Here is an 18,669-nt window from a genome sequence, read left to right as displayed (position 1 = left end):
ACGCAATCGCGCCGATGGTAGTGTGGGGTCTCCCCATGTGAGAGTAGGTCATCGCCAAGCGCCTAATTAAACAATGAAGCCAGCTGAATAAGCTGGCTTTTTTGTTTTTCGCGTTTGCCATTTCAAGGTTCAATTCTTCAAGCTTGTGTTGAGTCAAGATTCTCAACGCTTATCCCGTAGATTCTATTATTTAGTCTAAAATAGCGGCACTTATGTTAAGTCTTTTTGCTTAGTCATCGGTTTCCCGTTAGCATACGAGGCGTCCATTTCTTTATTGAAGATATTTGGCTACCCATGCTTCGCAAACTCTCGCTCGCCGTATTGATACCTGCATGTATGCTGGCACTGTATTTAGTGTTAGTAACGGCTGAGTATTTTTATGAGAGTGAGTTGGTGCGTAATGAATTAGCCGATCGCCAAGTCAGCCAGATCAAGCAGCAGTTATTGCGTATGCAAGCCGTGGTGCAATCGGCGCAAGCATTACAAGACATAGAACGGATCGAGCAGGAAGTCTCTCTGGCAACCTTAGATATGAACGTCATGGTTTATATCTTACTGGACGCAAATAGTCGGATCCGCTTTGCAAATCATACCGTTTGGCGTGATAGTAATGCCATTGAGGTTATCGATGGATATGATGTAGTTAAGCATCATGCGGTGGTGCAATCCGGTCAGGCGAGCATTTTGGTTAATCCTGAGCGGTTGTCTATTCAAGCTTATTATCCTGTGGAAGCTCAATATCCCGGCGCTACAGAGCTCGTCTATCTCGAGTCGGATTTAGCGCCTCTGGTTGCGAGGGCTTCAACTGAGCTACAACAACGATTTATGCGTGTCTGGGGGCTCGGTGCTCTGCTGCTAATCGGTTTTACCTTCGTTTTATATTATCTGTTGATCCGCCCATTCAAGATGTTGAGTCAATCGGCCAAACACGTTGGAACTCCCGAGTTTTCAACTCAAGTGCCTTGGAGCGCATCCGAGGTTTTATCCCTACAGACAAGTCTGCAGCAGGTTCATGAGCGCTTAGCGCGAGCCGTTAAGCAGCTCAATGACAGTGAGCAACGTTGGTTGTTTGCGGTCGAAGGCTCGCGTAACGGTATTTGGGATTGGGATATTCGGACTGGCGAGGTATTTTTGTCTGATCGTTGGAAGGAAATGATTGGCTATCAGCCCGACGAACTCGAAGGCGCATTCCAGACTTGGGAGAGCCGTTTGCATCCCGATGATAGACAAAGCGTGCTGGACTGCCTGCAGGAATATGTCAGCGGCAAGACAAAAGAATTTGAGAGTGTGCATCGTTTACTGCATCGCGACGGCCATTATGTCTGGGTATTCGACCGTGGTATGTTGGTCGATTGGGATCACCTCGGTCGTCCCACTCGCATGATCGGTATTCATGTGGATGTGTCTGAAAGTGAGCGAAACCATGCGGCTATCGCCGAGTTGGTTAAGCAGTCTGAGACAGGCGATAGAATGCTGCCCGAAGCTTTTATGCAGCAGTTATCCCAATATATCTGCCAACGACCCAGCGCAGGTCATTGGGGCGCGTTATTGTTACTCAATGTGGAAACTCATACTGTTAGCGATACGCTCACACCTCATGAACTTGATCGCTTGTTGTCGCAACTGAATGCGAGGCTCTCAAGTTATTTTGCTGAAAATATTCTGGTATCCCATATCGAGCTTGGGCGGTTTGCCATTTTGACCAAAGAGTTGGCGGCTGACGCTACGATAGCTGGGCGCAGAGCCTTGGCTTTAGCTACCGAGTTAAGGCACATGACGACGCGTCCATTCCATCAAGGCGAGCAAAGTGTCAGCTTCAATGCCGATATTGGTATTTGTTTATTAGATTCGGTTGAAACCCTCTCTCCTGAAATTGCACTGCGCCGTGCCGAATTGGCGCTGCAACATGCTCATTCGTTCGAGCAGGCCGGTTGTGCCTTCTATCATCCTGATTTAGAACATATTCAAGATCCCGAATTGTCGTTATGCCAGCAACTAAAGCGTGCGATTACAGACAATCAGTTGTCATTGATGTTCCAGCCCGTTGTGGATATGCAAGGGAAGATAGTCGCTGCGGAAGTCTTATCCCGTTGGCATTTAGCCAACGGTGATATTATCCCCGTCGCTAAGTTTATTGGCCTCGCCGAGCGCCATGGTCTGATTGCATCACTCGATTTAAATGTGGCTACGCGCGTTTGCCAGTTGATTAAACAATTTAAACAGCAGGGCATTAGCCTGCCTCGTTTAACTTTGAATATCAGTACCTTCTCTTTCTGCCAAGCTGATTTCGTCGAGCAATTAGTTGCGTTAACCCGTCGCTATGAGCTGGACGACAATCAGCTGGGGATTGAGTTAACCGAGAGTGCATTACTAACATCAGCCTCCTTTATTCAGCCGAGGGTTAGTCTGCTCGCGGAAGCTGGGGTTGCGATAACATTAGATAACTTTGGTGCTGGACAGGGCGCCTTGAGTTGCTTGCGTCACTATCCCTTGAATGAGGTGAAGCTCGATTTACATTGTGCCGCTAACTTAACGACGGATACGAGCTGGGGCCAAGCGCTGATTCAGTCGGTACAAGCCTTTAACTTGTCTATCGTGGCCAAAGGTGTCGAGTCACCACAGCAACAACAACTCTTTAGCCAGTTAGGTTGCACCCACTTCCAAGGCTACAATATTGCGCGTGCCTTAAGTGTTAATGACTTTAAACAGCTTGTTTGTCCACGTCCCTTGTTGCGTAGCGTTTAAAAAAGTCGAGCGCGTAATTAAGCGCTTGATTACGGTAGCTATCTTTCTCCATAAAAATCTCATGGGCAGCCCCTGCAATCACTTTTAATTGGCAATTTGAGCTTACCGCCAGATTTTGTGCGGCATTATCGACAATTTTATCTTCACTGGCTTGCAGGATCAGAATCGGCGTACGGATATGTGCTGTGGCCAATACACAGGCATCGGCCGCATCTAAGGATTCAGTTAACCAGCGGTTAGTGGGTGAGCCTAATTGCAGCTTTGGCGCCGCATCGTACAACTCTCGGTAGGCTTGATAACGACTCTGGCAATGGGTGAGATCATTACCCTTAAAAGGAGCTGCCTTATAGTTTTGCCCGCTGAGGACATAGTTAGGCTCTCCGCCGTTGAGACTGGCATCGAGTTTACTCGCAAGCCAACGGACAAATCCTTTGGGCATAGGCAACTTAATGCCATACATGGGGGCTGAGAATGCCGCCGCCGTAAACACATCGGGATGTTGTTTGAGATACAAGGTACCGATGGCGCCGCCCATGGAATGCCCGAGCAAGAACAGTGGCGAAGTGGCATGTTTGAGTACAACGGTTTGCATAAACAGGGCAAAGTCGTCGATATAGTCGTTGAACCGCCGCACGTGGCCTTGATGGGGATTTGCCGTCATGCGACTCGATAATCCCTGGCCGCGGTGATCGATAGCAAATACCGAATAGCCTTGCTGGTACAAATCAAAAACGAGTTCTTGATACTTTAAGTAGGACTCAACCCGGCCACTGCTGATGACTATGCTGGCATGGGCCTTGGGGTGCTTGACCATCATGTAGGCCAAGGTTAATCCATCGGGCGTTTTGAGTGTGTCTTGGACAACGGTTTGCCAGAAGGCTTGCTGTTCAGAAGTATTTAAATCGTGTTCCGTTGAAAAAGCTACCTTGGAAAACTCTTCCCTTGGAAAGTTTAGGGGCGTTTGGCTCATACTCTGTCGCACATCTCGGGCAAAAAGGTTTGCTAGAGTGTATCAGAGAACTGGGGTGGGCAGGAAAGGGAGCAGGAAAATACCCGCTCCCTTGGGATGAGCTTAAATCGCGGCTTTTTGCGCTTCGATAAAGTCGTTAATTTGCTGCTCCAGCACCGACATAGGCACAGAACCATTCTCTAATACCGCGTCGTGGAAGGCGCGAATATCAAATTTATCGCCTAAGGCTTGCTCGGCTTTCGCGCGTAGGCGTTTAATGGTGAGTTCACCAATCTTGTAGGAGAGCGCTTGCCCTGGCCAGGTAATATAACGGTCAATCTCAGTCGTCACATTGTGGAGCGATAACGCCGTGTTGCTCGCCATAAACTCGATGGCTTGTTCTCGACTCCAACCTTGGGCGTGCATCCCCGTATCGACAACGAGACGAGCGGCGCGCCACATCTCGTAAGTGAGGCGTCCAAAGTTACTGTAAGGGTCTTGATAGAATCCTGCTTCTAAGCCTAAGTATTCGCTATACAATCCCCAACCTTCACCAAAGGCCGAAATATAGCTGTAGCGACGAAAATCAGGCAATGAGCTCAGTTCGGAGTTGAGTGAAATCTGTAGATGATGCCCGGGCACGGCTTCGTGCAGCGTTAGCGCTTCGAGTTCATAGAGCGGACGCTTATCTAAGGCGTAGGTATTAACCCAGTAGTAACCCGGCTCGTCATCACGATTAGATCCTGAATAACGACCTGAGGTGTATTTAGGAGCGATTTCGGCAGGCACTGGCGCGATACCATAGGGTTTGCGTGGTAATTTACCAAAATATTTAGGCAACATGGCATCGGCTTTTTTGGCAATAAAGGCCGCTTCCTTCAGGAGTTGATACGCACTAGTAGTATAAAACTGGGGATCGGTTCTTAAGAAATGTAAAAAGTCGGCAAAGCTGCCTTTAAAGCCAACAGACTTAATGACTTGCTCCATTTCCTGACGGATACGCTTCACTTCTTTTAAACCAAGCTCGTGCACTTCGGCCGAGGTCATATTTAAGGTCGTGTAGTAACGAACGCGGTTCTCATAGAAGGCATCACCATTGGGTAAGCTGTTGGCGGCAATATTTTCCCGAGTGTTGGGCATATACTCCTGAGTCATAAAATCATAAAAAGCCTGATAGGTCGGGAGCACATTCTGCTCGACCGATGCACGGCCTTCTTGGGTCAGTTGCGCTTTTTGTGCCTCAGTAAAGTGGCTTGGGTATTGAGTAAATGGCTTGAAATAACTGCTTTTCTCTACCGGTAAGATGTAAGCACTAATGCTGTTTTCAAATCCCTTGAGCGTGGCTTTAGGCGGTGTAATGCCTTCCTTTAATCCTTGTTTTAACCAATGGGTTTGCTGGGCAAAATAGGTCGGTAGTGCCTTGAGCTTGCCTAGGTAGTTTTGGTAATCCTCTAGGGTATTGAACCGCCCTTGCGCAATGGAAGATATATAGGCGTGGAAGCCACTCTCTGCGGTGATCGGCAGGTAGTAATCCTTGTATTTATACAGGTCGACCTCGTTTTGGATCTGATCTTCGAGGATTTGGGCGTTGATTTTATCCTCTTTACTCAGCTTGCTGCGATCCAGTGCTTTCAATTGGGCGAGAATGGCAATTTGTCCCTGATTGAGTTTGGCTAGGGCTTCTGGAGACAGATCTTGCAGTTTACCCGCAGCACTCTTATCCCCCATTCCATAGGCCATTTCAGGGCTGGCACTGAGTTGGAGTTGCCAACTTTGATCCACAATCGCTTGCAGTGCTGGGGCCATAGTCTTGGCTGTGGACTGCGCAACGGCTACCGTTGTTTGTTTGGTGGATTCGACTGGGGGCTGAACCGCGCTACAGGCACTAAGTGCGCAAATCAGTAAGCTTGTGGTAAAGAGTTTATGCATGATTTATCTCGGATATTTTCGTTGTTAATGAACTCATTATGCCTGAGGTTTACCCCAGATTGTTGTACGCATATTAAGCAGAATTGTGACTGAATGTGAATTTAAATCCCGCCCTTAGCTAAGTGCCACTAAAGAATGCGTGTTAAACTTAGGGTCCGCCCTAGACCAAATAACAAAAGCATTGGCTGGGTAGCTCACATAGGGGTTAATTATGATCAATACATCCATTCCATTGGTGGATTTGCATCGTCACTTAGATGGTAACGTGCGAGTGAACACCATTTGGGAACTCGGACACCAACACGGCATTGCTTTACCTGCCGATTCTTTAGAGACTCTCGCGCCATTTGTACAAATTCAGGGGAAAGAAACCAGCTTAGTCGCCTTCTTGAAGAAGCTTGACTGGATGGTGGCAGTGCTAGCTGATTTAGATGCGGTAAAACGTGTCGCCTATGAAAACGTGGCTGATGTGGCGTTATCTGGCCTTGATTATGCAGAGCTGCGTTTTAGCCCATATTACATGGCGATGAACCATAAACTACCGATTGAAGGTGTGGTTGAAGCGGTTATCGACGGGGTGAAAGCGGGCCTGAAAGATTACCAAGTAAAAATCAATCTTATCGGGATTATGTCGCGTTCATTCGGCCAAGCCGCTTGTACTCAGGAGCTTGAAGGCCTGCTCGCCCATAAACAACATTTAGTCGCGATGGATTTAGCCGGCGATGAGCTAGGCTTCCCTGGCGAATTGTTTAACGAGCACTTTAAGCGTGTGCGAGATGCAGGCTTAGCCATTACCGCCCATGCGGGGGAAGCGGCCGGTTCACAAAGTATGTGGCAAGCGATTCAGGAGCTGGGCGCGACACGTATCGGCCATGGTGTGAATGCGATTCACGATCCTAAGCTGATGGAATATCTCGCTAAACACCGTATCGGTATCGAATCTTGCCCAACCAGCAACCTGCACACGTCGACCGTGTCTTCCTATGCTGAACATCCCTTCAGAACCTTTATGGATGCTGGTGTGTTGATAAGCCTTAACACCGATGATCCAGGCGTGAGTGCGATTGATATCAAGCATGAATACCGCATTGCCAAGTCTGAACTGGGACTAAGCGATGTTGAGCTGGCTCAAGTGCAACGCAACGGGGTGGAAATGGCGTTTTTATCCGAGAGCGAGCGCAAGGCGCTATATGCGGCTAAAGCTTAAGTAAGCGGCTCTATTTCCCAATAAAAAAATCCGACATTCGAGTCGGATTTTTTATTGGAGATGCGTCAGTGTTAGATCACGCGGGAGAACTGTTGTTGACGTGCTTTTTGACGGTAGTAAAGGTCGAAGCACATACAGATATTGCGGATCAACAGGCGGCCTGTGGGGCTGATGGTGATCTTTCTGTCGGTGACGTCGACTAACTTATCGTCGATAAAGGTTTGCAGCAGTTTTAAGTCTTCGGCGAAGTATTCCTCAAACTTAATACCCAGTTTTTCGTCCATTTTTGCCATATCTAAATCGAAGTGGCAGATCAGTTGTTTGATCACGACACGGCGGATTTCGTCGTCACGGTTCAGGCTACAACCTTTCCACAGTGCATGTCCGTCTTTGTCGATGGCTTCGTAGTAAGGACGAATGTCCTTCTGGTTTTGCGCATAACAATCGCCGATTTGGCTGATAGAAGACACGCCAAGACCAAGCAGGTCGCATTCTTCTTGGGTGGTATAACCCTGGAAGTTGCGGTGCAGTTTGCCTTCGCGTTGTAACTTAGCCAACTCATCATCGGGCTTAGCGAAGTGGTCCATGCCGATGTACTGATAACCCGCGCCAGTTAAAGTTTCGATCGTTTGATGCAACATCTCTAGTTTTTGTTTTGGCGAAGGTAAATGTTCATCTTTAATCTTACGCTGCGCGGCAAAACGCGCGGGTAAGTGGGCATAGTTGAACACAGATAGACGATCGGGCGATAGGTCTAACACGCGCTGCATGGTGGCGGCGAATGTTTCGGGTGTCTGATGTGGTAGACCGTAAATTAAGTCGATATTGGTTGAGACAAATCCCATGGCCTTGGCTTTGGCCATTAAATCGAAAATAAATTGCTCGTCCTGCTCACGGTTAACCGCGACTTGTACTTCTTTATTGAAGTCCTGCACCCCGATAGAAATGCGGTTAAAGCCCGCTTCTTTCAAGGTATCTAGCATTGAAAGCTCAATCTCACGCGGGTCAACTTCGATAGAGAACTCACCTTCAGCGGCAAAGTTAAAGTTAGCCTTGATTAAGTCGGTTAACTTCAGAATTTGCTCAGGATTTAAGAAGGTTGGAGTGCCGCCGCCCCAGTGCATTTGGGTGACTGTGTAGTGCTTAAACAGCGGAGCGCGCTTAATAATTTCGTGGCTCAAATACTCGATATATTGATCGGCCTTGTGGGCGTGGCGAGTGATAACTTTATTACAGCCACAGTAGTAGCAAAGTTTGGCGCAGAAGGGGATGTGAATATACAGCGACAGTTTGTCACTCTTACTGTTTTCAATCGCCGTTAACAGGTTTTGTTCAGTGAATGAATCATCGAACTCCAGCGCCGTTGGGTAAGAAGTGTAACGGGGACCGCTGTAGTTATATTTTTCGATCATCGACTGATCCCAGCTTATCTGAGTGGGCTGCTTCAAGGCGTGTCCTCCGAGGGTAAATTAGCAACAAGCGAAGTATGCAAGGTTCTTAGCCAAATAACCTTGATCTAGGTTGTAAAAATGATGTCTGTCCTTTTAGAAGTTACGCAATATCTATCAAAAAGGAGCCCATGTCTGTTGTTTTTTGGAGGTTTTGTGCACAGGCTCACGTGAAGCCGTACTCTGTGTGGGAAAAGAAATGCGGGAGCGATTGGGCCTCAAAGCCAAGGTTTTGGCCTTGAGGTTAATGTCGTCAGCTTAATGTGGGGCTTTTAATTGATAATTTGAGAGCTTTTTGGCATCGGCGGTAATACCCTCAGCCAGTTCTGCTTCAGATTTCATGCGGACAAAATCGAGCTTCATCCGTTCTTGCTTTGGCAGGGCTTGGCGAGCTTCCATAATCGGGTGATCTTTAATCAGCTCAAAGTGTTGGAAGAATGCTGGGAACTCAGGTGCCACGCGCTCGCTTAAGGATAAAATTTCAAATAAACGGCCAATCCTCACCACACCTTCAGAGATTTCGCAGCGGTCGTCAATCATGGCGGTGGCGATATAGCGGATATCTTCTAACACTTGGGCGCGCTTCGCGTTAGCAGCCGCTTCACGCTCGGCAGTGAGCGCTTGTTGGCGTTGTTTCTGTTGCTTGAGCTTGAGGAGTAAGAAAGTGGCGTAACTACTGAGGGCAACAATGATGATAAAACCAAGCAGGATAAGAGTGGTAGACACGTAAACTCCTTGTTTAGACTGCATAAAAACAAAGGCTGAGCGCTTTGTTTTTATGCCTATTCTAAGATTTAAAACTTATCTTGATAATCTTTTAGCAGGTCGGCACCCGATTCAAAGCGATCGAACAGGTCATCATCTGAATTGGCTTTAGATTTCGCTGGCGCTTCATCTTCTAACTCATCGCTGATACCCAGTTTAATCATCAGGGCTTCAATCTTGTTCAGCTGCTGATCTAACCATTGTTGGTCGTCATTGCTTAAGTTACGGCCTTCTTCCAGCATATCGAGTAACTGGTTCAGTCTTGGATCTTCTTCCAGCTTCAACAGTTTTTGCTCGTCGGTTAACTTGGGTTGCTTAACCTTTGGTGTGGCTGGCTTTTCAGTGGCTGTTGGTAAAGCCAATGCCACAGGCTTTTTGCTGCCATGGCGAGGATCTTTCTTCTGTGCAGCCTTTTTCTGTGGTGCTTGAGCCTGGATCAGCGCTTCATTATGACGACTGCCAGACTTGTTGCCCTTTTCGGCGCGCTTGCCAGTGACTTCTGCACGGTCCTGCTTTTTCACTCTTGGCTGTAATTTAGGGCTATTATCGCCGCCCTTGCGTGTTTTCTTGCTACGAGACATGATTTTCTCAATTGGTTACAACGTGTGGCCTAGCCGATACGGGATCGACTCGGTACTAAATTCGGTCGGCTGTTATACCAGATTATGATGTTTTTTGCATCAAAACGAGGTCTTTCGCGGCAAATAATAGTTCAAAATCGCTATGACTCGCTAGGTATTCAAAGGTTTGTCTTTGGTAAAAACTCACATGAGTGAGATTGTTTTTATAATGCCATTTAGCAAAGCCTTCTAAATCAATTAATAAGGGGGTGCTAATCGCTAACCAGCCACCCGATTTGAGTAAACGGGTCAGTAAACTCCATTCTCTACTGGGGTGCTGAAAATGCTCAAAGACTCGGTAGCAGCAAATAAAATCATACTCTTGCTTAAGCGTTTCGTGGTCGGGTGCGAAGAAAGGATCATACTGCTTGAAAGTGTGTCCCGCCGATTCAATGGTCGCCAGACTGGTTTGATCTAACACGCGTCCAAAATTTAAGCCCGTAAGGCTACCTTTTTGCTGCAATTGTATTTGTTCTAGTAGCGGTAAAATGAATTGCGACAGTTGGCGCTGTTTGGCGGCAATCCGCGAACGGCCATAACGCTGTTTTTCTGCCGCGGGAGGAAGATGGCTATTTGCGTCTGCAAAGGTGAGTCCGCATGTCTGGCAAACATAAAAACACCGTTTCTTGTCCTGAAGGAGCAACAGTGTTTGCGTGCTATGACAAAGAGGACATCTGCGCATTGAGTCAACTAGAAAAGTATTAAGGTCTTGATTGTAACAATTATATTGCGGAAGTGCACTTTCGGTGCTGGATGTATGCTGGTGGAGAATCACAAAGAAAAAAGGCGGCAGTTAAACTGCCGCCTTACAAACGGTGCATTTTGCACCCTATTCTGATTCCAAGTATCCTTACTTGCTATGCGACTTTCCCGGTCGGTATCCTTCTTTTTTTTACTGCTTTCCCTGCATCATTTTAGTTATCGGTCTTCCAGACACTTAATTAGTTTCTGTCGCCATCCAGACCACAGTTTCCGTAGATGGTCTCAAGACACATCTTTATTACAGCGTCATCAATGACATTAAGTTAACCATCCATGTTGCTTGAAGTACCTTCCAGTGATAACAAGCTTCCAGCCAGTGCATCCAAAGCTATTAGCTTCCTTTGCTACAGTTTGAATCATTCAAACTGTGTCCTGATGGGGCAAGTTACCCTGAGTGTAAGGCGATTTGCTTATCGCAAATTGGCGTTATCGGCCATCCCTTACAAAAATGTACTGACCGGGATTTCAAGGCGAAATCACTGCTCTTATTATTATTAGAGAGTGGTCTTAGTTATATTATTGTTATTGAGAGTCTTTATTCTTATATCTTGAATGTTAATTATACCGAAATCTGCAAGTTATTATTAATTTATTTGTACAAACAGATGGGTTTATCTCGGTACGGGGCTTATTAAACCCAAATCTGTGATCTATGTCAAGCATGAATCTTTATCAGTTTACGTTAACGTAAACTTTGTGGCGATAAAAAAGGGTGACAGTGCACCCTTTTTTATCGCTAAAACCTATTTCAGGCTAGCAATGTACTTAGATAATGCTTCGATATCACTGTCACTTAACTTTTTCGCGACATCTTGCATCATGCCGTTGAGATCGTTGTGGCGACCTGCATCACGGAACTTAGTCAGTTGGATCTTGATGTAGTTAGCGTGTTGACCAGCTAATGCAGGGAAACCTGCTGATTCAGCACCTTTAGCATCTGGACCATGACATGCCATACAAGCTGTGATGCCGCGTGATACATCGCCACCTTTGTAAAGTTTTGCACCTAGCTCAGGAACATCTTTCGCTTCAGCAACTTGGATTGCTTGGCTAGAGAAATAAGCGCTGATATCAAGAATATCTTGATCGCTTAGAGGCATTGCCATACCACTCATGATAGGATCCATACGACCATCTTTACCGCCAGATTGCGCCGCACTACGGAAATCATGTAGTTGCTTTTGGAGGTATGTGGCGTGTTGGCCCGCAAGCTTAGGGTACATATCGATCATACTGTTACCGTCCATGCCGTGACATGCAGAACAAACGATAATTTTAGTTTTTCCCGCTTCAGCATTACCTTCAGCAATCGCAGGTGAAGATATGGCGGCAACTACAACAGACAGCGCAAGAGCTAACTTTTTCATGGCGTTCCAACTTCTGGTTAAGATTATTATCCTGAGCTTACTAGGGTGACCCGCAAGCGTGGTAAAATATGTTTAATGTGATCGGGGTAATATTTTACACGAAAACGTGGAAAAGTAAGCAATTCTTCATAAATTATGGTATTGCGCAGTAAATATATTGGAGTAAATAGTGACTGAATCTCATATAGATTTTCGCAGGGCGAAGTTTTTAATCAGTGCACCTGACATTGCACATTTGGATCAATATCTGCCCGGCGACGTTGGTGTTGAGATTGCTTTTGCTGGTCGTTCCAATGCCGGAAAATCGAGTGCACTCAATGCATTAACTGAGCAGAAAAACTTAGCGCGTACCAGTAAAACCCCGGGGCGCACTCAGCTAATTAACGTATTTGAACTCGATACGCAGCGCCGATTAGTCGATTTACCGGGTTACGGCTTTGCCCAAGTGCCTCTAGCCATGAAATTAAAGTGGCAACAATCCCTCGGCGAATATTTGCAGAAGCGTGCGTGCTTAAGTGGCGTTGTGGTATTGATGGATATTCGTCATCCGTTGAAAGATTTGGATATGCAGATGATCGAATGGGCGGTTGCGAGTGAAATTCCAGTACTCGCATTACTGACTAAGTCCGATAAATTGGCGCAAAGCGCGAAGATGAAAACCGTGAACGAAGTGCGTAAAGCGCTGGTTGAGTTTGGTGATTGGGTACAGGTTGAGCCTTTTTCTGCGCTCAAGGGCACGGGCAAACCTAAAGTGCTTAGTATCTTAAATGAATGGTGTCATCCGCAATGGTTGGCCGATGAGTTAGAAAATCAAGACGACGCCGAGTAAGTCTTTTGCTTTATGGTCGGATGCCACGAGCGCATTCGGCCATTTCTTTCTGCAATATCCCCTTATAAAACATCTATTTCACCCTGTAAATTTTGGGCAAAAAAATAGCCGATAACATTAGTCACCGGCCAAAATTTTAGCTCTTTTGGGGAGAAGCTAAATTCAACAAGACTCAAGCACCATCAAATTACCTTCAATGGTTCTCAATGAAGACAGCATACATCGAATTTACCTTTTATTAAAGTAAATACTCTAAAATTTACTCACCTTTGTTGAAATCATCCTTAGGCCGAAAAAAGAGCAAAAAAAAGCCCCAGCAAACAAGTTGCTGGGGCGCCAGAATTTGGCTCGTCACTATAAGTGAAATAAAGGTCTGAAAGATAGAACATCTTAACCTCTGTACCCTACGCAGAGAATAATACGCTATTTATCTTTAAATGGAAAACAGTTTTTTTGAAAAAGTGATAATTGTGTGCGGTAGATCTCAAGTTTTAGGTGAAAAAATCAGCGGTGTTTGATCTGATATTTTCACAAAAGACATTTAAACCACTGATTTCACTAATTTGACTGTATTTTTAGTACAGAATTGATCAATTCTTCAGATTTAATGTTTTTACTCTATTTTGGTGATTGTTCTTGGTTGTATCCATCAGCGAACGATTGTTTAGGCTTGTATGGAGTGTCACGCGGATAGCTGGTTGTGCTTATAGCGGCGTTGAAGCTGCAAGAATTGAGGGGGGATTGTATTTAGTGACTGAGAACATTGTACGGTGAGTCAAATGCTGTTTCCCGCTCTTGAGGGGGGAGCCCATCAGGGTATTCGCCTGAGTAAACAACTTCTCCTCATCTCGTTCTCTGCGATGTCGAGTTTAGCGGCACCTAAGAGTTGCACCAAATATAAAGGCCCATCCTGTAAAGAATGAGCCTTAGTAAGTGTTAGCAACGAGTGTTAGTGGCTAAAGTCTAGAGCTTGAATGCTAGTGGGCTTGATCCCAGTTATCGCCAATACCAGCTTCTGCCAGAAGTTCCACGTCCAGATTGGCCGCTTTGGCCATGAGTTCACACACCTTGAGCTTGAGTGTTTCGGCTTTATCGGCATCGACTTCGAATACTAATTCGTCGTGGACTTGCATGATCATGGCGATTTCACCTTGGGTATCGGTTTTTATCCAATCGGCAATGCTGATCATGGCTTTTTTTATGATATCCGCGGCGGTGCCTTGCATTGGGGCATTAATCGCGGCCCTTTCTGCGGCTTGGCGGCGCATTGCATTGCGGTCGCGAATTTCAGGTAAATAGAGACGGCGCCCAAATAGCGTAGAGACATAGCCAAGTTCTGCTGCACTGGCTCGTGTTTCTTCCATATACCTTAATACGCCTGGATAGCGAGCGAAGTAAGTGTCGATGTAAGTTTGTGCCTCGTTGCGGGGGATGTCGAGCTGACGCGCCAATCCAAAAGCGGACATGCCGTAGATCAGGCCAAAGTTAACGGCTTTGGCGCGGCGACGCTGCTCCGAGGTGACGCTGTCAAAGTCGGTGCCAAATACTTCGGCGGCGGTAGCTCTGTGAATGTCTTTGCCTTCGGCGAAGGCTTTCAGTAAGCCCGCATCTTGGGATAAATGCGCCATGATCCGTAATTCAATCTGCGAATAGTCGGCGGCCAAAATCTTACGTCCTTGCGGCGCAATAAAGGCCTGGCGAATACGACGACCTTCCTCGGTGCGGATAGGAATATTCTGTAGGTTTGGTTCGCTCGAGGACAAACGCCCCGTTGCGGCGTTGGCCTGATGGTAGCTTGTGTGTACCCGACCCGTTTTCGCGTTCACCATTAGAGGGAGCTTGTCGGTGTAAGTACTCTTTAGCTTGGTTAGGCTTCTATGCTCAAGGATCACTTTAGGCAGAGGGAAATCCAGCGCCAACTCAACCAGCACTTCTTCTGCGGTAGAGGGGGCGCCCTTAGGGGTCTTTTTGATGACCGGATAACCCAGCTTTTCAAAAAACAGCACTTGTAGTTGCTTTGGTGAGCTTAAATTGAATTTTTCACCTGCAATATCATATGCTTTTGTTTCTAACTCATCGATTTTGCGGGCAAGCTCATCACTCTGTTGGCCGAGCAACATGCTATCGATAAACACACCTTGGCGTTCAATATCGGACAGTATTTGGATCAGCGGCAGTTCAATATCGGTAAAGACCGAGGCTAATTCGGTCTCTTTTTCGAGTCTTGGCCACAAATGTTGATGTAGGCGTAGGGTAATATCGGCATCTTCCGCCGCATAGGGCGCTGCTGTTTCCAACGGAATTTGATTGAAGGTTAGCTGTTTAGCACCTTTGCCCGCGATATCTTCAAAGGCGATATTTTTATGGCCTAGGTATTTAAGCGCCAACCCATCCATATCATGGCGTGATGCGATCGAGTTAAACACATAGGATTCGAGCATAGTGTCGAATATCACGCCTTGGAGTTGTATGCCTGCATTGGCCAATACGCTGATGTCATATTTCAGGTTTTGACCGACTTTTTTGAGCTTGGCGTCTTCGAGTATCGGGCGCAGTTTTTCGAGTGCAGTTTGCTTGTCTAATTGTTGAGGCGCGCCAACATAATCGTGGGCTAAGGGCAGATAGGCGGCTTTACCCGCTTCAAGTGCAAAGGACAGGCCAACCAATTCCGCAACCATATAGTCGAGGCTGGTGGTCTCGGTATCCACGGCCATTAATGGCGCTTGCTTGAGTTTGGCAATCCACTCATCGAGCTGAGCTTCGGTCAGAATCGTATCGTATTGAGTTTCAATCGTGACGCTGGGCGCTGATTCTTCTTGGGTTTCGGTCGTTTCGACTTTTGCAGCGACCGTTGTTGGCGCTTTATTATCTAAGACTTCGGCAAGCCAGCGTTTAAATTCCATTTCACCATAGCATTTGATCAGCTCATCCCTGTCAGCGGGTTTGGCTTCGAGTTCATGCCAATCTTGTTCTAGCTCAACATCGGTTTTAATGGTGGCAAGCTCATAGGACAGTTTTAGCATGTCGGCATTGTCGATGATTTTCGCCGCCATGGTTTTTGCGCCCCTAAAGCCTAATTCGGTGACTTTTTCGGGCTCTGCAAGCAAATTGGCGACACTGCCCGCCCCTGTGAGCATGGCTAATGCGGTTTTTTCGCCTACGCCGGGTAAACCGGGAATGTTATCTGCCTTATCACCCATCAGCGCCAAGAAATCGATAATTCTGTCTGGGCCAACACCATATTTAGCCGCAACTTCTTCAGGACCCATGATGGTATCTGTCATGGTGTTGATCAGCGTGATATTTTCATCAACCAGCTGCGCCATGTCTTTATCGCCAGTGCTGATGAGTACTGCGCGGTTTTCGCGGCTCGCTTGGCGAGCGATAGTGCCGATAACATCGTCTGCCTCAACACCAGGAATAGAGATTAACGGCAAGCCCAAGGCACGGATAATACGGTGTAGTGGTTCAATTTGTGAGCGCAGGTCATCCGGCATAGGTGGGCGATGCGCCTTGTATTCTTCATATAAGTCATTGCGGAAGGTTTTGCCTTTAGCGTCGAACACCACAGCGATATGGCTAGGTTGATAACGGCTTAATAAGCTGCGGAGCATATTCACTACGCCATAAACAGCACCAGTAGCTTCGCCCTTTGAGTTTGTCAGGTGAGGAGGCGCATAATAGGCGCGATATAAATAAGAAGATCCATCCACAAGGACAAGTGGGTTATTGGCTATGGTAGGCATAAGTAATTTTCGTTTATCGATGACTTAGATGGCGGTAAGCATGCCACAGATACGGTATTTCAGCCACGGCAAATTGACTCTCAGCCTGTGGATAACTCTGTGAGTGAAAAAGTCAACTGTGAATAATGGCGATGTTTACGGCTTGGTGCGATATTTTTAAGTTGTTGATTTTTATATTTTAAAAATATTTGTGTGAGTTCAATACTGTTTCTTGAAAAATCTTCCTGATTTGTGGATTTTTTCTTGACTCCGTAAAATACCTAAAGGCTGCGTTAATTTTCACCGACCCTTAGATTCGACGAACTAAGTTAGCATGATTTTTAAGCAGATCAACCATTTTGTTTACAGTTTGTTAAAACCAAATGACATAAGAAGGATATTTATAATGAAAAAAATCGCAGTATTGCTCAGTGGGTGCGGTGTTTTCGATGGAACAGAGATCCATGAATCGGTTTTAACGTTATTATCTCTGTCGAAAGCGGGGGCTCAATATCAATGTTTTGCTCCTGATATCAATCAGATGCATGTTGTTAATCACTTCACGGGCGAAGTAGACAAGACGGCGACACGAAATGTGCTGGTTGAATCGGCACGTATCGCCCGTGGCGAAGTAAAAGCAACCACCGAACTCGATATTACCGATTTCGATGCACTGGTTATCCCTGGCGGATTTGGGGCGGCGAAAAATCTGTGTAACTTCGCCACCAATGGTAGTGAGTGTGAAGTGAATCCACTCGTTACTGATTTTATTAATGAATTTATTCTAGCGAAAAAGCCTGTCGGCTTTATTTGTATCGCGCCTATGATGATCCCGCGTTTATATGGACACGGCGCTAAGGGCACTATCGGTAATGATGTGGATACGGTAGCAGCCTTTAATCTGATGGGCGGCCATCATCAGGCGGCGACTGTGCATGATATCGTGGTGGATGAGGCGAATAAGATTGTCAGCACGCCCGCTTATATGCTGGCGGGGAACATTGCCGAGGCGCACTCTGGTATCGAGAAGCTGGTCGCCAAAGTATTAGAGCTGGCCAAGTAACAGCACCTAAATGCAGCAGGGTAAGCCTTAAGGCTTACCCTGCTTTTTAATCGAGCATGTAAGCAATCGCGGTAAGTTAGCGAGTGGCTTTACTGCGACTATCGAACCAGCCTTGGGCGAGACCTATCAGTAATCCGCCAATATGGGCGCCATTTGCCACTGACACGCCTAAAAAATCCGTAAAGCCTAACACTAGCCAAATCAACATAAATCCCATGTAGGAGGGCGGTAAACCTATCCCTGCTGCGGGTTTGCGGATCCCCATGACCCAAGTGTAACCGGCGACGGCATACACTACGCCCGACAGCCCGCCAAAGTTGGGGCCGCTAACATAGTATTGGACGACATTGGGTAAAGTACCCGCGACCAGTAACAGGATTAACAGCGGGGCTGTGCCTATGCGAGTCTCGATTTTTCCACCCAAATACCACCACCAGAGTAAGTTGAAGATGATATGCATGGCCGAAAAGTGCATCAGACTTGGGGTAAACACGCGCCAGAATTGACTAACACTGGTGTCAGGCACCGCACCGAAATAGGAGAGCGTTTCATAAACTGGGCCGCCGAAGCCTAAATTCATCGCGGCATAAATCAGTACACAGAGGCCAAAGATGACAAGAGTAACTGGGCCAGCACCTGTGATAAATTGCGTAAAAAGCTGTAAAGAAGGGGCGCCATAGTCGAGCTTAGTATGAGTATCACCATGCTCCCACGAGGCTTGTAAGTATTTGTTATCGTAAGGATGAGCGATAAAATGGGCAAACTCTTTACGGGCCTGTTCGGCATCTTGATCGCGGATAACCAGAATAGCGACTCCCTGCGGCAATGGCTGAATCTGGCAGTCTATCTGTTCACCTTTAAGGTAATCGACAAAGGCCTGCGCGGCTCTGCTGTTGGGGAGTCTGCCAATCTCTATCATGCATTGGCCTCATGCCAAGCGCTAAAGCCACCATCTAGGCTATAGACATCATCAAAGCCTTGTTCACAAAGGTATTGCGCGGCATTTTGGCTGCTGATGCCATGGTAGCAAACCACCACTAAAGGACTGTCCATATCCGCTTGGCCAATAAAGTGCGCCAGATTCTCGTTATTCAAATTAAATGCGCCATCAATGTGGCCGTTGTTAAAGCTGTGACCATCGCGAATATCGACGATTTGTACTGGTTTTGACTCGGTCATTTGCACTAATTGATTCACGCTAAGGTGTTTAAAGGAAGACATAATAAAACCTGAAATAACTGAAAAGGGATAAGCGATGGG

The 18,669-nt window shown here is 46.7% G+C and carries 14 protein-coding genes; 4 read left to right on the top strand and 10 right to left on the bottom strand.

Annotated elements, in window-relative coordinates; genetic code table 11:
- Positions 1-294 precede the first annotated feature (294 nt).
- The gene (locus L2713_RS10605) at positions 295-2,745 is read left to right on the top strand and encodes an EAL domain-containing protein (protein ID WP_248967859.1); all 2,451 of its coding nucleotides are present in this window, start codon (positions 295-297) and stop codon (positions 2,743-2,745) included.
- Here L2713_RS10605 and L2713_RS10600 read toward each other — a convergent pair.
- Entirely contained in the window at positions 2,702-3,715 is a 1,014-nt protein-coding gene (locus L2713_RS10600; protein WP_011624635.1) for an alpha/beta fold hydrolase, read from the bottom strand. The genes L2713_RS10605 and L2713_RS10600 overlap by 44 nt on opposite strands.
- A 102-nt stretch (positions 3,716-3,817) precedes the next feature.
- On the bottom strand, positions 3,818-5,623 hold the full coding sequence (locus L2713_RS10595; RefSeq protein WP_248967858.1) for a DUF885 domain-containing protein: 1,806 nt from the start codon (positions 5,621-5,623) through the stop codon (positions 3,818-3,820).
- Positions 5,624-5,834: 211 nt separating this feature from the next.
- Between L2713_RS10595 and add the strand changes: the two genes are divergently transcribed.
- Complete coding sequence (add, locus tag L2713_RS10590; protein ID WP_248967856.1) at positions 5,835-6,830, top strand: adenosine deaminase; 996 nt, start codon at positions 5,835-5,837, stop codon at positions 6,828-6,830.
- A 71-nt stretch (positions 6,831-6,901) separates the two neighbouring features.
- Here add and hemN read toward each other — a convergent pair whose 3' ends face one another.
- The 5 genes from hemN to L2713_RS10565 form a co-directional block, all read right to left on the bottom strand.
- A complete protein-coding gene (gene hemN, locus L2713_RS10585; protein ID WP_084796735.1) occupies positions 6,902-8,278 on the bottom strand; it encodes an oxygen-independent coproporphyrinogen III oxidase in 1,377 nt (458 codons plus the stop codon).
- A gap of 258 nt (positions 8,279-8,536) precedes the next feature.
- On the bottom strand, positions 8,537-9,004 hold the full coding sequence (locus L2713_RS10580) for a DUF2489 domain-containing protein (RefSeq protein WP_011624631.1): 468 nt from the start codon (positions 9,002-9,004) through the stop codon (positions 8,537-8,539).
- Positions 9,005-9,072: 68 nt separating this feature from the next.
- A complete protein-coding gene (yihI, locus tag L2713_RS10575; protein WP_248967854.1) occupies positions 9,073-9,624 on the bottom strand; it encodes a Der GTPase-activating protein YihI in 552 nt (183 codons plus the stop codon).
- 82 nt (positions 9,625-9,706) lie between these two features.
- Positions 9,707-10,345, bottom strand: a complete 639-nt coding sequence (locus L2713_RS10570) for a class I SAM-dependent methyltransferase (RefSeq protein ID WP_248967866.1) — start codon at positions 10,343-10,345, stop codon at positions 9,707-9,709.
- Between the two features lie 823 nt (positions 10,346-11,168).
- Complete coding sequence (locus L2713_RS10565) at positions 11,169-11,792, bottom strand: c-type cytochrome (RefSeq protein ID WP_011718817.1); 624 nt, start codon at positions 11,790-11,792, stop codon at positions 11,169-11,171.
- Between the two features lie 169 nt (positions 11,793-11,961).
- Between L2713_RS10565 and yihA the strand changes: the two genes are divergently transcribed.
- On the top strand, positions 11,962-12,621 hold the full coding sequence (yihA, locus tag L2713_RS10560) for a ribosome biogenesis GTP-binding protein YihA/YsxC (protein WP_023266199.1): 660 nt from the start codon (positions 11,962-11,964) through the stop codon (positions 12,619-12,621).
- A gap of 977 nt (positions 12,622-13,598) precedes the next feature.
- On the opposite strand, the gene polA is transcribed toward yihA, so the two are convergent.
- Entirely contained in the window at positions 13,599-16,367 is a 2,769-nt protein-coding gene (polA, locus tag L2713_RS10555) for a DNA polymerase I (RefSeq protein ID WP_248967853.1), read from the bottom strand.
- Between the two features lie 385 nt (positions 16,368-16,752).
- On the opposite strand from polA, the gene elbB reads away from it, so the two are divergent.
- Positions 16,753-17,409, top strand: a complete 657-nt coding sequence (gene elbB / locus L2713_RS10550) for an isoprenoid biosynthesis glyoxalase ElbB (protein WP_011718815.1) — start codon at positions 16,753-16,755, stop codon at positions 17,407-17,409.
- Positions 17,410-17,485: 76 nt separating this feature from the next.
- Here elbB and glpG read toward each other — a convergent pair whose 3' ends face one another.
- Together glpG and glpE are read right to left on the bottom strand one after the other, a co-directional pair.
- Positions 17,486-18,328, bottom strand: a complete 843-nt coding sequence (gene glpG / locus L2713_RS10545; protein ID WP_248967852.1) for a rhomboid family intramembrane serine protease GlpG — start codon at positions 18,326-18,328, stop codon at positions 17,486-17,488.
- Positions 18,325-18,630 carry a thiosulfate sulfurtransferase GlpE gene (glpE, locus tag L2713_RS10540; protein WP_011718813.1) on the bottom strand — a complete coding sequence of 102 codons (306 nt, stop codon included), beginning with the start codon at positions 18,628-18,630 and terminating at the stop codon, positions 18,325-18,327. The genes glpG and glpE overlap by 4 nt, the downstream gene beginning before the upstream one ends.
- Between the last annotated feature and the right edge of the window lie 39 nt (positions 18,631-18,669).

It is taken from the genome of Shewanella seohaensis, from assembly GCF_023283775.1.
GTDB classification, from domain to species: domain Bacteria; phylum Pseudomonadota; class Gammaproteobacteria; order Enterobacterales; family Shewanellaceae; genus Shewanella; species Shewanella seohaensis.
Note: the sequence above shows the minus strand (reverse complement) of the source record. Positions and strands in the feature narration are given on the sequence as shown.